The sequence below is a fragment of the Streptomyces boluensis genome (assembly GCF_009908195.1).
Taxonomy (GTDB): Bacteria; Actinomycetota; Actinomycetes; order Streptomycetales; family Streptomycetaceae; genus Streptomyces; species Streptomyces boluensis.
Genome location: NZ_JAAAHS010000179.1, coordinates 1 through 14,796, shown reverse-complemented (window position 1 = coordinate 14,796; position 14,796 = coordinate 1). Strand labels below are relative to the sequence as shown.

The window sequence follows — 14,796 nt, the reverse complement described above, 5'->3', positions numbered from 1 at the left end:
GCATGGCCGAGGCCTGCGCCGTGCCCCCCGGCCCGCAGACCCACGCGCCCGCAGCCGCCCACCCACGCGGAGGCCGGCAGCGCAGCGCAGCTGCCCGCCGCACCCCCGAACCATCCGAAGCGCTACGGCACCTCACACCGCCTCGCAGCACCGTGGACAACAGAGATGCCCGGCCGCGACCCGAGGCGCTCAGACGGACGCGCAACGCCCCTACCGAGCACAGACAGTGGGGAGCGGCCCCGACCACCTCCCAGTCGTCACCGAGGGCCAGGGCCTGTCCCGCGTACTCCATGCCGCGCGGAACGCGGGAAGCGTACGGCGCAGCGAAGATCAAGCGCACAGGGATTACCGCCCTGGCCACCGGGCCCTAGTCATCGAAGGCGTCCCCCTTCCCCTTGTCTTCTTCACCCTTCCTATCCTGGCCGCTGCGGGTGATCAGCGCAGCGGCAATAGCTCCCCCAGCGATGACAAACGGTGAAAATATGGCTTGCACCCAATCCATGAATGCCCCTCCTTTGAAATTTCGCGCCTGCCTCTCGTCGGGATATGAGAGCAGAAGGTGAGAGGCCTTTACAAGTTCCGGTCGATTCAAGTGGAGACCCCCGCTCACCTGCGGAAACGTCAATTTCGCCACTTGCTCAGGCTCGGTTTCCGATAGGGATTTATTAGTTCTGGCGGCCCGAAAAACGGATACGCCTCATCGGGGCGGGGGCCACTAGCGAGCCTGAAAACAGGAAACTTCGACGGCGATTTCGGCTCTATCCGACACAGAATCGTATTGGGCAGCATGCCTGCACTGCGGTGACCTGCGAAGTCTCCGGGGTTGGGGCTCAGGCGCTGCCAGCGGCGTATCGGATTTCCTTGTCTGATTCCGCGTCGATTCCTATCGGTTTCTATCGGTTTCTATCGGTTTCTATCGGTTTCTATCGGTATTATCTGTGCAGATCCGTGGAGTGGACTGGGGTACGCGGCGACGTTGGCAAAGCCTCGGCAAAGAGATCTGATCTTGAGGTCCCGCGCCGCCGGGCTACCGGCTCATCAGGAGTTCGCAGCGCACGATGGCCATGTGGAACGCCCTGTTCAAGTAGCCCTCGCCCGGCCTGTCACCAAGCTGCCCGTCGGTGAAGGCTGGTGGTACGAGCCGAAGTTCGACGGGCATCGGCTCGTGCTGTTCCGCGACGAGGACCAGGTCGTGCTGCAGTCCCGTACGGGTCGGATCGTGACGAGTGCCTGGCCCGATCTCGCGTCGGCCGGCCTCGTCCTGCCGTCGGGACCGTGCTCGACCGTGAGGCGGTCATCTGGAACGAGGGCGCCCTGGACTTCGCCGCGGTGCAGGCTCGTGCCGCCTCGGCCGCTGCCCGAGCGCGGCTCCTGTCCCTCCAGCTGCCCGCGACGTACGCCATCTGGGATCTGCTCGGGCACCCCGAGCACGGGGACGTCCGCCCGCGTCCGTACGTCGAGCGGCGGGCTCTCCTCCTAGACGTCCTCGCCGACGTCGGGCCCCCGCTGCAACCGGTGCCGGCCACCAACGACCCGGCCCTCGCCATGCGTTGGTACGAGGCGTTCCAGGTGCAGAACATCGAGGGCGTGGTCGCGAAGCGCGCCGAAGGCGCGTACCGGCCTGGCCGGTCGTGGCACAAACTGCGGCACTCCGAGACGGTCGACGCCGAGGCGGTCGGCTACACCGGAAACGCCACGCACCCCCGAACCGCCGTCGTCCGTCTGCCCGACGGGCGCCGCGCACAGTCCCAGGCCCTCACCGCCCCGCTCAGCAGACGACTTGCCCAGCACATCGCCGCGTCCGGGCCCGGCCGGCGCGCCCGGACCGACAGCGGCGAGCCGTACACCACGACCGGTGGCAGTCTCGTCCTGGAGGTACTCGCCGGGACCACGCGACATGCCGTGGTGACTGTCGTCCGGGCCCGTTGAACGCCGTCAATCAGGCGTTTTCCCGATGAACATTGGTCGCGCCGAGCGTGGTTGACCCTGGGCGGTTGGTTCATGGATAGTCAGGTTCGGTACAGCAGTGCTGTACCGAAACCCGGATAGCCGAAGGGGCCCCGCTGGCACGGAGCCCCCTGGCGTTCGGGCTGATCTGACGGCCACCCCCCTCTCATTCACGCAGAGGGGGAGTGGCCGTTTTCACGACCAGCCGATCACGGTCGCCGTGCGCACCAGCCAGTAGGTGGCGTACGCCAACGCCCCGACCAACAGGACGCCGTGGCGAACCTTTGTGATCATCTGTCATCCTTCCGTCGTGGAGCGTTCGGTGCTCCGACCGACGAGGCCCTTCGGACCCCGAGCTCGGGGGTCCGTAGACGCCTACCTGAAGGCAACCATCAGTGACGATAGGGCCTCGACGGCATCGATGGAAGCGCCCCCTTCACGCCGTCATGACGTTACGTAATCGCAGGTCAGTTGACACTCCCAACCGCAGTGCGCAGTGTCAATGAGTAGCTTCCGCGATCAACACAGAGAGTGACCTTCGAGCCTGCTGGTCAAGGGCGCGATGCGCGTGAAGGCCCAGATTCGAGAGTGGGCCGCCCTTCAACAGGAGGCCGGTCACGGAGAGTTCACGCGATGGCGCGCACCGTGAGGAACGCCACAACTCAAACCCCCGGTTCACGGCTGGCTATCCGGCCCAGGAGACGGCGAGTGCGTCAGGTGCGTGCCGGCCACCCCCACGGTGATCGCGAGGCGAGGTCGAGATCGTCGCGCGTCATCTCCCGTACGTGGTCGGGGAGTTCGCGGAGAGTCTGTGCGACGCGCGGCGAGAGGCGGGCCGGCCACTGCTCGCTCACCGGCGCGGGCCGAGGACGTCCTCGAGGTCGACGCCGTCGGCGATGTCCGCCCGTGAAGCACGCCGCTCAGTGACGGCGGGCTCGGTGTCGAGGCGCCCGGTCCACTCGCGTACTACGGCGGCGGAGACCTGTCCGGGGCGACATTCTCCGGCGGCAACACCGCCTTCACCGGGGCGGTGTTCGACAGCGGCACCGTCGACTTCACCGGGGCTCGGTTCTCCGGCGCCACCGTCAACTTCATTGGGGCGCTGTTCGACAGCGGCACCGTCGACTTCCTCATGGCAAGAGGAGAGACGCTCCAGAGAACCTGCTGGCAGCGGCGGGACGCCCTTGCCCGCTGGTGTCACCCTTGCTGCAGGCTGGTAGCCACCGCCCGGCGACTGATGCGCGTACACGCAGGACTTCAGGCAGTCGACGGTGTGGGCGGCGGTGAAGCCCTCCGCCAGGAGGGCCGCCTCGGTCGCGTGCTGTGCGCCGTCGTACTGCCAGGCGAGCACGTCGTCCGGAACACGGCGGCTCGCGTCGGCACCCGTACGCGCGTCGTTGCGGGCCCGGCACACGGCGAGGCCGGGCAGGAACCTCAGCGCGACGACCGGGCGACCGTGTCGGCGGGCTCGCTCGATGAGGCCGGCCCGCACGTGACGCTGTGGGCCGGCCCGCACCTCGCCGCCGTGATGCACCACCAGGCCGAGAACGCCACCGCGTACGTCAGCGAACGGCTCGCCGAGTCGAGGCTGAGCGTGCCCGAGGCCGCTGTCGGGGACGGGCCCCAGTCGCCGCTCGGCCGGGCCGAGGACGCCAAGCACCGCTGTGACCTTGTGGGCGAGGTCGGCGCGCTGCTCAGCGGGCACGACGCGCTCACGCGGGCCCCGTGGTATCCGTCGCAGCCCGGCGACCGGCTCAAGGTCACGGTGGAGGCCACAGAGTCCGAGCCGCGGTGGACGGAGACGTACGAGGTGACCGAGGACGGCCGCGCACTGCGGCACGTCGAACACACCGCGCCCGACGACGACTTGGCCGGATGGTTCGCCGGGCCGCCCGAGTTCGTCGACTCCGACCCGTTCGAGACGCCATGGATGGAGGCCGGCCCCGACCGGCTCGCCATCACCCGAGGCGGCCGCATCGTCCACCAAGGGCGTCACGCCCTCGCCCGCCCGGACACGGCCGAGGCGAGGGTGGCCACCGCCGCGAGCGCCGACAGCGGTGTCGGCCTGGCCGTCGTCCACGAGCGGGAGTCGACACCCGCCGAGCATGACGCCCTACAGGCCCGGATCATCGCGCGCGGCGCCGAGGCCACCACCCGCCACCAGCGACAGAACCCGTGAACAGCCCGCAACCACAAGGGAGTTACCTATGACCGCAACGACGACCACCCAGGTCAGCATCGAGGAGACCGACACCGCGCATCTGCGGGCCGGTGCGCAGATCACGATGGAGGAGATCGGGGTGCACCTGTCCGGAGTCGTGGTGCTGCTGCGGCAGCTCGCCCGCGCCGCCGAGCACGCCCGGACCTTCGCCCGCCTGGCAGCCATCGTGGACGGCGACGTGCCGGTCGCGGCCGCCTTCCCCGGCGGCGACCCGTGGGGCGCGGCCGCCCGAGGCCAGGACCGCGAGACCTACGGCGGCCCGGCCGTCGTGCCGACCGTGCGGCAACTGCTGTGGCTCGCGTACAACGCCGCGCACTTCAGCCCCGAGCGCCGCGACGACATCGAGCACACCACCTACGCCGAGGCGATGAATGGGATCTCGCACCGGGGTTGGGAGTCCAAGGCGGCGCAGGCGCGGCGCCGCTCGGAACGGGACGCCGAGGTACGCCGCGAGGTCCTGCGCATCCTGTGCGAGCGGTGCGGGGCGACGGACGGCGAGCACTGCCGCACCACCACCGGGCGCGTCTCCGAGCAAGCCCACAAGGGCCGTCAGCGGGAGGCCGAGGCGAACGTCGACGCGCGACTCGGGTACCTCGGCGACAACCCCGTCCACGTCGACACCGAATAGGCCCGCGACGTCCCCAAGCACCGTTGAAGGGGCCCATTCTCAAATTTGGGAATGGGCCCTTCGGCATCGCTCGTACGGTCAGCGCATGGCGCCTCTCTCCTTCTCAGCGTGGGACCGGCAGGATGCCGCCGGCGCCAGGACATCGCCGCCATACGTCCTTGAGGCGCGGCCCTGTGCGGTCCGGTCAGCGTTACGAAACCTCTGACACTGGGTGTCGCTGCCGCAGGTCAACGGCCTGCGCGTTTGGGGCAGTCGCGTGCGGCGGTGCGGCGTGCCAGACTTCTTCCTGCGGCGGACAGAGGTGTGTCTGCAGCTACTCCTGCTCCCTTCGGGGCGCGGGAGTTTTTTGTTTCTGCGGCCCGGATGTCCGAGCCCGTCGTCCTGCCCCTGTAGCCCCGGTCGGTTGACCGGGGCTTTCGTGTTTGTGGAGGTCTTTGTGTACGCACTGTCCACTGTCCCGTTGACCAACTCGATGGCCTACGTGGTGTGTCTGGGCGCGGTCGTGTCCGTGCTCGCGGCATTGGTGGCGTGGATCATCAGGTCGGTCTTGCGGAAGGCCCGTTCTGAGGACGTGCCGGCAGTCCTGGTCGGCTTGAGTCAGGTCCTTGGCGCGCTGTCCTGCTTCTTGCCCTGGGGGAAGTGGCGCAACGTACCCAGCGAAGCTGGTACGCCTTCGAGCACGGTGGAGAACGGCACTGGCACTTCCTCTGCCGCCTCCCCGACAATCGTCATCACAGCCGGTCAACTGGCCCTGGCCCCGTTCGTTCCAGAGAGCGGCAACTCCACGGCCGAGCTCCCGGCTACCGGGGGAGGTAGCGGACGATGAAGCGCAAGCGCGTCCTCCGGGACCCCACAGCATCTCGTGCTAACACGAGCACCATCGGGTGGGTGCTAGCGACCCTCGATGAAGATGACGCCGCCCTGTTCGTCATGGCAGTCGTGATGGGCCAACCGCTCCGCCATGTGGCGAGCCGGTTGGGTCTGTCCGAAGCAGCGGCGGTGGCTCGGCTGGGCACCGTCACCTCTCGCCTCCGGCATCCGAGTCGATCGCAACAGGTCGAGAACGAGTTCTATGACGAGCAGACTCCAGTCTCTGCCGAGCTCCGGACTTGGGCGCGGGAGATATCCGAGGCGACCATCCGTCGATGCGCCCAGTGCGATGTAGTCCTCGTACCTTCGGACTCGCCGACCGTGAAAGGGGGCCGTCCGCGTCGCTTCTGTTCATCCGCCTGCCGCCAAGCCGCGTATCGAAGACGCCGTTCCGCTGCCGAGGCGTCAAAGGAACGTCCGGTTCCCCTCCCGGTGTCCCGGGTTCCGTACAAGCCCCGATTACGGAGTTCTCATGGCGGCCTGTGCCGTGCCTGGTCGCCCCAAGGCTTGAGGTGCCGGTTGCACAGCGGACACGGTGGCAAGCACCTCACCTTGTGCTGGGCGAAGGACCTCCAGCTGATGTGGCTCCGCTGGTCCGGGGACGATGACGAGTGGGAATCACCTTTCTGGCGTCTGGTTTGCGCGGTAAGGGAGAGCACCCGTCAGGGCGCAGCTCTCTGCGTACTCCCAGAGGGGCATCGAGGGCCTCATGTGTTCGGTGACGCTCCGCAGCACATGGCACAGGACGGGGTCGGGCACACAGTCGTCCTGGACCGCAATACGGAGATCGCGCTGCGCATGAGGCTGTCCCCACCGGGCGGTCCTCCTACGGAAAGCCGAGGGTGATCTCCCCTGTGAGCATCGCTAGACCGTTTAAGGTCTGGGGGGCGGGTTCGGTTGAGTCCTCGACGCCGAGCGGTAGAGGCCCCACTGACTAGCAGACCAGGACCAGGGCGCGGGCCTCTCACGCTTGTCGGGGTGGGGTGTGTCAGGCGGGTTCGGGGACTCGGTAGCGCAGGAAGACGCAGGACTTCAGGCTCGCGAGGTGGGGGCGGTCGAGAGCCTTTGCGAGTTTGCTGCTCTCCCCGGCCAGGACCAGCGGGAAATGACCCGGGACCAAGTGCCCCACATGTTGTAGAGCATGACCAGGGGCTCGGTGCGCAGTTCGTCGAACACGATCATCAGGCGCGGGGTGCACTGCAGCTCGTTGACGATCAGGTTCTCAGCGTCGGCGAGGCGGCACGGGCGGGTGCCGTGGGTGTGGTTGAGGTGCAGTCCGGAGTAGAGGGCGTCCACGGTTGCCGTGCGGTTCCTGGGGTCCTCGGCGTGGACCAACAGCGGGTCGGGAGCGCCGTCGGGCAGGTCCTGTACGGCGTGGTTGACGGCCGTCACGTACGGGGCGCGTTCGGCGCGGTCACGCACATGATCGCCTTCAGTGAGACGACCTCTTGCAGTTCTTCTTGCAGTTCCTCGAACGCGTCCACTGCTGTCCGCCCCTCTGCCGATGTCCGCCGCACAAGGCCAGGCTGCCCCGAAGTTCCGTCCGGTCGAGGCTAGTTGGGTGAGGGCCGCCCATACGAGACCGCCAACACCTACACTCCCCCGCCCCGTGGGGCCCGCCGTTGGGCACGTGCGGTTTCCGTGGAGGAGGCGGGTATGGCGCTACGAATCGCTGCCGCCAGTGTCCCCGCCGCTGGAGCTGGCGACGGCCAGAGAGGACGACCTGCGCACCAGAGCTACGGGACTGACGGGACTGAACTTGCCAGTCATGGACACCAGGCGCGCGCTGCCGCCCCGACACCGATCCTGGCGTGCTGGGCTGACCTCTCAGTGGTGAGCGCTCGTCAGACCTTGGCCAGAGCCTCTGCCACCGAGGCCAGGTCCCTGGGTACCGGCGTGATCGCCTCGGCTGCGGCGACGCCGCTCACGTCGTGGGCCAGTACGTAGACCGCGGTCGTCTCCTCCGGGCAGGTCGCGAGGACCAGCACGTCGTCCTCGTGTCGGAAGCGGGGGTCCATGCCGGGGGCGGGGGCTACGAGGGCGACTTCCCACTCCCGCTGGAACTGGTCGACGACGCGTCGTTCCACGGCGCCGAACAGCCGGGACACATCGCCGCCTTGGTCGATCTGCTCCCGCCACGCCTCACCCCAGAAGACCTGCCGTTTGAGGAAGGTCTGCGGGTCGGCGAACCACTCCGGCGGGCGGAACGCCTCGGACAGCGAGCCGTCGAGCCAGGAGTCGTAGAGCGGATCGATGAGGGCGTGCTCCGCCCGCCAGGCAGTGAAGGCGGGTTCGGCGGCCATCCGTTCGTAGAGGTCCTGTGCTCGCTCGGCGAGGCCTTCCAGTTCGAGCGCGAGGTACGCCTCGCCGGCGCTGCCCACGTCTCGTCCCGCTCCGTGTTGGCTCTGCGAGGTGCACTCCTGCTGGGCCTGTTCCAGCTGTGCCTCGGCTTCCTCGACGGCCTTTCGCTTGTCGTCGTCCTTGAGGTGGAGCAGGTCCCGCTCCTCGCGCGTGCGGTTGAAGTGCTCGAGGTCCCAGCGGGCGCGCTCGAGTTGCTTCGCCGCTCCCTTTCGGGCGGCGGCCGCGGCCATGGCGCGGTGCTGCGCGAGGACACGCTGCGCGCAGATGGCCGCCTCGGCGCGCAGGCAGCACACGATGTGGGCCCACACCAGCCGCTCGAAGTACGGGAGTTGCTCAGCGGCGGCGCCGCGGCGGCGCTTGGGCTCGATAGGGGCATGCTCGTCGATGTAGCGGGCCATGACGGACACGGCCTGGCCGACGCCGTACGACCAGACTGTGGCGGCCGAGGAGGCGTTCACCAACCGTCAGGCCCAATGGACGGCGTTCACCGACGCGTTCGCCGAGCATCTGCAGCGCGTCGCCGGCCCGGCCTTCGATGTCGAGGACCTGGAGAGCGGGCGTCGCAACGTCCTGGTGGCGCACAGGGTCGGCGGGACGCGGCACACCCGCGCCAGCTCGATCGAACAGGCCCTACCGGTCGCGGCTCGTGGGGTCGTAGCGCACGACGACGGCCCGCCGGAAATTGGCGTTGCCATGAGATCCGAGCTCGACGGAACCCGCTCCGAGGACCTGTCGCGTACCCGGTACCCGGGCCATGTCCGCCACCCACAGGTGCTGGGACCGGTCCGCCTCCGTCACGGTCTTCGAGCGGCCGGCGATCAGCGGTGGGCGGCCGATCTTGCGGAGAGTGCCGTCGGCGCTCCGGTGCCGCCAGGGGCTGAGGAGGAATCCTCCGGCGCCGTCCGCAGCGAACTCCGTCCCCGACGGAAGATAATCGAAGCCCGTACGGGCCTTGGCCCATCTCGTGCCGTCCCAGCGCAGATAGACCTCCTCCTCCTCGGTGTCGCTGTCGCCGGCTTCGTAGTCATGCAGCCCCAGTGCCCAGACCTCGGTCGGCGACACCACGATGACGTCGGCGAGGGACGCGGCCTCATACGGGTAGGGCTCGGAGTGGAAGCGGTACTCCGGGGTCTTGGTGAGCCGCCATGTGTGCCCGTCCCAGCGCATGGCCGCGGGCTGCCTGGTCCCGTCGGCCTCCTTCCGGTCGCCCACCGCCCAGATGTCGTCCGGCGCGAGGGCGTCCAGGGAAGCGGCAGTGGCGGGCAGGCGCATCGTGGTCCACCGGTTGCCGTCCCAACGGCGGGCGGTCTTCCCGTCGTTGTCGAGCGCCCACACCTCGTCAGGTGCCAGTGGGGCGACGTCCAGGAGCCGGGAGCCCACCGGGATGGTCCGCCACCGCGCCCCGTCCCAGCGCAGCGTGAACGGCTTGTAGTCCCCGTCCATGCCGAGGTCACCGGACAGCCAGACGTTGCCGGAGCCGGAGGCTTCGAGGGATGGGGCGTTCAGTTGGGCGTCGGCGCTCAACTGGGGTGGCAGCGGACGACGCTGCCAGGTGCCCCCGTCGAGGTGCAGAAGGAAGTACCGGATGTCGTCCTCGTCGACGGCCTCCGAACCGACGGCCCACGCCTCGTCGGCGGACGTGGCGGCGATGGCGACCAGTTCGGCGTCGCGGGACGCGCTCGCGTAGTCGATGCTCCAGTCGGCGAGCTTCGGGCCCGGCTTCGGAGCGGGAGCGGCAGAAGGCGGCGCTGCCACGCCGCTGTGTTCTCCGGCATCAGTGCCGCATCCGGTCACTGCCAGCAGCGCGGCGAGAGCGATCGCGGTTTTCCAGTGCCGTGGCCTCGCCTTTGTCCCCCGTGTCATGTCCATACCGACACCCTAAAACAGCGGAAGGTGCTCCGAATCCCGGCAGGGTTCGGAGCACCTTCCACTCACAAGCCCACGTGGCTGGCGACGGGAGCCTGCCGTCGGCCGTCGGTGAGGTGGTGGTGCAAGGCGAAGACCTCGGACGGTGGGTCCAGGCACAGCGCCACGGCTACGAGAAGCTCCAGCCCGCCCAGCAATGGCTGCTGGCACACGTCCTCGGCCTCGAGCCTGCGGGCGAGGACGAGCAGCCCGTCAAGCGGACACAGGGCGACAAGTGGAACCTCAACCTTGCTGCCGCACGCCAATACCGGGCCCGCGAGGGGCATTTGAACGTCCCGAGGAAGCATGTCGAGGAGCTGTCTGTCGAGGACGCCGGACCGGCTGCTTCGGGGCGCGAGGCCACCCCCGACAACACCGTCCCGGTCGCGTTGGGCATGTGGGTGTCGAACGTGCGCCGCCGGGCTGAGAAGCTCACCGTAGAGCGCCGTGGTGATCTGGATCAGTTGGGCATCCGCTGGTGAGAGGGGGCATGTTGGAACGGCATGAGGAACTCGTCGTTGAGGTCAGCATCGTCAGCCGCGTCGGCTGCATCGTGCGCATCACAGAAACCGACATCGAAGGATTCATCGACCAGTCACAGCGCCCCTCGTGGCGTGGTGATGCCGCGCCCCCACAGATCGGCGACGAACTACACGCCGTCGTGATCGACCCGCACCAGAACCCACCACGCCTGAGCGCCCTGGACCGCGACATCGCGACGGCTGACAACCTTCGCCGAGGCGACCTGGTCACCGACCAACGACGAACCGGCCTCGACGAGTTGGGCATGCGCTGATGAGGGGCCGTGAAGCGACGAACCCGGTGATCAGGCCTCGTGGCGAGCGCAGGGACGCGTGGGGCGGCCAAGGGGCTTTCCGTGTGGCGCCGCTGCGTGGCGAGACGACGTTCTCTTTGGTCTGTCGACTCGCGGGACGGTACGGGCTGGAGGAGAGCGCGCTGCGCTCGCAGTGGCAGTGGCGTGGTTCGCGGCCCCGGTATCCGGGCGGGGGTGCGAGGGCCGATGCCGAGATGGTGCTGAATGTGGCGGGGCGGCAGTTGCTGGCCGACCTGTGCCGTGTCGACAAAGCGGTGCTGGCGCGAGCGCTGCCCTCCTGGGAGCACGAGGAATCCGGCTCGGAGGGTGAGAGCTCGGGGGCGCCAACGGCCCTGTGGCGTGTGGGTGGTGCGGTGGTGGGGCCGGTGGCCCTTGGCTGCCGTCTCTGCGCCGCACGACGGTCGGGGTCGCCTGTGGGGTGGGTGCGGTACGCGGCGCGGTGGGAGCGGGTGTGTGTGCGGCACGGGCGGTGGCTGGTGGACGCGGACGCCGGCCAGAAGCTGGAGCTTCTGGATCTGCGCGCGATGCCGGACGTCGTCGTGGCGCAGCGGCGGTGGTCGGGTGTGGCGCGGCGGGCGGTGCGGGGCGGGGTGGATCCTGAGGCGGTGTTCGCGCTGGCGTATGCGGTGGTGGCCCGGTGGTGGGAGCAAGCGCTGCATTGGGAGCGGGAGAAGGTGTGGCCGTCGGAATCTCGGGGCTATGACGCAGGGAAGAAGATCAACGGCCGCAAGCGACACCTCCTCGTGGTCGACACCCGCGGCGTGCCGCTGATGGTCATGGTCACCCCGGCCGACCTGCACGACTCGGCCGCAGCGAAGGAAATTCTCTTCCGGCTGCGACTCACGCACCCCGAGATCACGATCGTCTGGGCCGACTCCGCCTATGCGGGCAAGCTCGTGACCTGGGCGAAACGGCACCTCAACCTGACGATCAAGCCCGTCAGCCGTCCCAAGGACGCCGCCGGATTCGTCATCGTCCCTCGCCGTTGGGTCGTCGAACGGTCCCTGTCCCGGGTGATGAATGCCCGCCGTCACGCCCGCGACTACGAACGGCTCGTCCAGCACTCCGAAGCCCTGATCACCTGGGCCGCGGTCACCCTCATGACCCGCCGCCTGACGCGCAGAAGCCGAGTTCCACCGGCAACCTCGCGGCTCCAGCTGGCGCCTTCGGTCTGATCAGCGGACCGCCACTGGGATGGCCAGCTCATCAAGGGGTCCCAGTAAGAACGCTGTCACCAGCCGCAAACAGCGACCATCACCCCAGCACCGTCGCCGCAGCCATGGTCGTGGGGTCAGCTTGCTCTGCCGCACTCAGGGAGCGTCTTGACCTCTACGCTCTTTTCCATCACCCACGTGGCGCTCCCCCCGTCCGCCATGGACATGTTGCCGTGATACTCCCCGAAGTCTTTCACCGATTCCAGGCTGCCGTCTGGGCCGCGAAGCCACTTTCGTCCGTCAGCGTCGATGATGGCGAGCTTTACCTTCCCGTGGGAGGTCCCTTTCTGGGGAAGAAGGTCTTCCTGGACGTCCGGTATGAACTTCGTGATGGGCATGCTCAGACGGGTGCAGGGAGGGAGGACTCCGATCCCCATCGTATTTCTAGGTATGTTTTTGGGGCCCAGGCTGTAGTTGTGCAGGAAGGCCCAAGCGGGGTCCAGGGAGCGGTTCGCCAGGACGATTCGCGTCGGCTCTGTACCTTCGACCCACATCGAGATACGGGAGGCTTGTGCGCGCTCCTCCTTCTTGTTGTCCTCCTCCTCCTTCTTGTTGTCCTCGCGTGACTGGGTCAGCTGATCATTTGCGACCTGGGCTGCCTTGTACGTTCCCCACGATGTGATCGCAAGGCTCGCGGCAGCTACGACCACGGCGAGAACCGTGGTGTGCTTGGCTAGATCAGACCTGCGGTACCACCTCACAAACCCCCGAAGTAACGAGCGTCGGGCGGAGCCTGCAGCAGAGGCCGGGGACGAGTCTTCTTGAGCCCGATCTGCACCAGAGACCGGGGGAATGGGCGGGCGCGGCCCCACCCGGCGAACCCGCAACCGAACACGACGCTCAGACATGAGACCTCACAACCCTCACGAGACACACCAAAACCAGAGTCCATGCTGCGACCCGTGACGAGACACAGCGTTTGCGGCTGGTGACACAGTTCTTACCCGCGCCCCATCAAGGGGATCGGAAGACTGTCCGCCGCCACCGAGCTGCCTCGGGAGTCCCAGCGAATCCTCACCTTGCCGCCGTCCGGATCCGCTGCCGCGAGGGCCTCGATATCGGTGGCGGCGAGGGCCCGGAGAGCCTCGTCGGGCAGACCACCTGGCATCTCGAAGGTGACGGGGCCCCCGTCGTCTTGGACGACGAGGATGTGGTGCCCCCGAAAAGTCCTGGCCGCTCTTCCTGAACAGCGCCTTGGTCAGACCCCGCGCGGCCTCGAAAGCTCGCTGTCCGGCTTGGGTGGCCAGCGACTGCACGAAGGGCAGCACGGGGGCCGTGACGATGACGACCTCCGTGGCATCCAGGGAGCGGCTGGTCGCGGAGATGGCGTCCAAGCGGCCTAAGTCGTTGATGTGGGCTCGATCCGGGATGTTTCCTCTGCATCCGTCGGCCATATCGAGCATTCTCCCTGGCCCGCTGCGGGCCACGAGCGGATTCAGACGATTGCATCATCGTCGACATGCTGCACGACAAGGCGACCGCCGCTGGACGGTCCAGCAAACCACCGTCATGACTGGCGGACCGGAGGGGAGATCAACGTCGTCCTCGACAGTTCGTATCGCGGTCACCCTACGCAAGCGCCGCCTTCGGCGAGTTCAAAAACAGCTTCTAACCCACACTTGTGGGCGTTCCTCGGCAGGTCAGCGGGGCTCGCCGAGCATCGGGCCGCTCATGCTCTGCATTCATTTCGCCGAACTCGATCGAGTCAGGCCCGCGTAGCGGTGTGCCACTCCACCGGGAAGCAGGTATTCGGCCAGCAGGTTGCCGGCGCGGCGGGATGGCAACCCCATGTCGTGCAGGAGTTCGTCCGCGCAGTGGATGTCGTAGGGGCCGAAGTCGTAGCCGCCGGAGCCTGGCAGTACCTGCTCCTGCCAGGCCAGACGAGAGTCGATGGCCTCCCGCATCCCCTGCTCGCCCGGGGTGGTGCGCAGCGTCGCCCGGAAATGGCTGGTCAGCCAGTGCGCGGTGAGTTCCACGCCCATGATGTTGTTGAAGACCTGCCGGAAACCGACGAACCCCAACCGGTCGGCGCCGGGGGCCACGATGCCTCGGTAGAGCCGCAGCCGCCCGTCGTCATCGTGCACGCGCACGCTCGAGTCCAGGAACGGGAAGATTTTGTGGTGCCCGGTGGCGAACACGATGACATCCGCCGCCACTTCCTCGCCGGTCGCCAGTCGCAGCCCCTTGTCGGTATACGCCTCGACGGCACTGACCTTGGGGGCGATCAGGCCGCGGCGGACGGCCCGCGCGTAGCCGCGTGGCATCACTCCCGCGTGGGCCAGGTGGAAGGGGAGCCCGTGAGCGGGCCGCAGCTGCCTCGGCAGCCGGTACAGCCCGGTGGAAATCAGCACGTTGCGGGTGATGAGCCACCACAGAGCCCGCTTGACCCGCTCGTCGATGCGGTCGATCGGACGGACGCAGGCCGGATCGTGATAGCGGGGCAGGAGCGCCTCACCGAACCGGGTGAACAGGATCCACTTGTAGCCGACCAGACCGAGCAGGAACCGCTCGGGGATCATCCAGTTCACCTTGCGCTGCACGAGCGTGGCCGAGGCCGCCTCGTGTGCGGCGCGGGTGACCAGGTCCAATGCGGACTTGCCGCCGCCCACGACGACCACGCGCCGCCCCGCGAATGTCCCGGCCCGCACCTCGTTGGAGTGCAGCACGGTCCCGCGGAACGACTCACGCCCGCCCAGCTCGGGCAGTTGGGCATGATGATGAGCCCCACTGGCGACAACGACGTAGTCGAATGTCTCGCGATGAACGTCCGCCGCCTCGTCCCCGGCGGGCCGGGAGTCGACCGACCAGCCGGAGG

At 68.1% G+C, this 14,796-nt stretch carries 11 protein-coding genes and 1 pseudogene; 6 read left to right on the top strand and 6 right to left on the bottom strand.

What is annotated here, in order from left to right:
• The first annotated feature begins 1,275 nt into the window (after positions 1-1,275).
• Entirely contained in the window at positions 1,276-1,929 is a 654-nt protein-coding gene (locus GUY60_RS21650) for an ATP-dependent DNA ligase (protein ID WP_312866378.1), read from the top strand.
• An 868-nt stretch (positions 1,930-2,797) separates the two neighbouring features.
• Here GUY60_RS21650 and GUY60_RS21645 read toward each other — a convergent pair.
• Positions 2,798-3,439, bottom strand: coding sequence for an ATP-binding protein (locus tag GUY60_RS21645; protein WP_161700346.1), 642 nt, complete (start codon positions 3,437-3,439; stop codon positions 2,798-2,800).
• Here GUY60_RS21645 and GUY60_RS21640 point away from each other — a divergent pair, their 5' ends adjacent.
• Together GUY60_RS21640 and GUY60_RS21635 are read left to right on the top strand one after the other, a co-directional pair.
• Positions 3,440-4,126, top strand: a complete 687-nt coding sequence (locus GUY60_RS21640; RefSeq protein WP_161700344.1) for a hypothetical protein — start codon at positions 3,440-3,442, stop codon at positions 4,124-4,126.
• Between the two features lie 28 nt (positions 4,127-4,154).
• Positions 4,155-4,796 (top strand): zinc finger domain-containing protein, encoded by a 642-nt coding sequence (locus GUY60_RS21635; RefSeq protein WP_161700342.1) that lies wholly within the window; start codon positions 4,155-4,157, stop codon positions 4,794-4,796.
• A gap of 1,902 nt (positions 4,797-6,698) precedes the next feature.
• On the opposite strand, the gene GUY60_RS21630 is transcribed toward GUY60_RS21635, so the two are convergent.
• The 3 genes from GUY60_RS21630 to GUY60_RS21620 all read right to left on the bottom strand — a co-directional run bounded on the left by GUY60_RS21630 (position 6,699) and on the right by GUY60_RS21620 (position 9,782).
• Entirely contained in the window at positions 6,699-7,088 is a 390-nt protein-coding gene (locus GUY60_RS21630; protein WP_161700340.1) for a hypothetical protein, read from the bottom strand.
• A gap of 422 nt (positions 7,089-7,510) precedes the next feature.
• Complete coding sequence (locus tag GUY60_RS21625; RefSeq protein WP_161700338.1) at positions 7,511-8,485, bottom strand: hypothetical protein; 975 nt, start codon at positions 8,483-8,485, stop codon at positions 7,511-7,513.
• Positions 8,486-8,657: 172 nt separating this feature from the next.
• Positions 8,658-9,782, bottom strand: a complete 1,125-nt coding sequence (locus GUY60_RS21620) for a hypothetical protein (RefSeq protein WP_161700336.1) — start codon at positions 9,780-9,782, stop codon at positions 8,658-8,660.
• A 188-nt stretch (positions 9,783-9,970) separates the two neighbouring features.
• Here GUY60_RS21620 and GUY60_RS39135 point away from each other — a divergent pair, with 188 nt between their 5' ends.
• From GUY60_RS39135 to GUY60_RS40090, 3 genes and pseudogenes are all read left to right on the top strand, one after another.
• Complete coding sequence (locus GUY60_RS39135) at positions 9,971-10,414, top strand: helicase associated domain-containing protein (RefSeq protein ID WP_312866376.1); 444 nt, start codon at positions 9,971-9,973, stop codon at positions 10,412-10,414.
• Between the two features lie 8 nt (positions 10,415-10,422).
• Entirely contained in the window at positions 10,423-10,728 is a 306-nt protein-coding gene (locus tag GUY60_RS21610) for a hypothetical protein (protein WP_161700334.1), read from the top strand.
• 725 nt (positions 10,729-11,453) lie between these two features.
• Positions 11,454-11,926 (top strand): annotated as a pseudogene (locus tag GUY60_RS40090) (transposase); the annotation flags it as partial.
• 132 nt (positions 11,927-12,058) lie between these two features.
• On the opposite strand, the gene GUY60_RS21600 reads toward GUY60_RS40090, so the two are convergent.
• On the bottom strand, positions 12,059-12,631 hold the full coding sequence (locus GUY60_RS21600) for a hypothetical protein (RefSeq protein WP_161700332.1): 573 nt from the start codon (positions 12,629-12,631) through the stop codon (positions 12,059-12,061).
• A gap of 1,032 nt (positions 12,632-13,663) precedes the next feature.
• A partial coding sequence (locus GUY60_RS21595; protein WP_161700330.1) for an NAD(P)-binding domain-containing protein occupies positions 13,664-14,796 on the bottom strand: 1,133 nt, incomplete at its 5' end.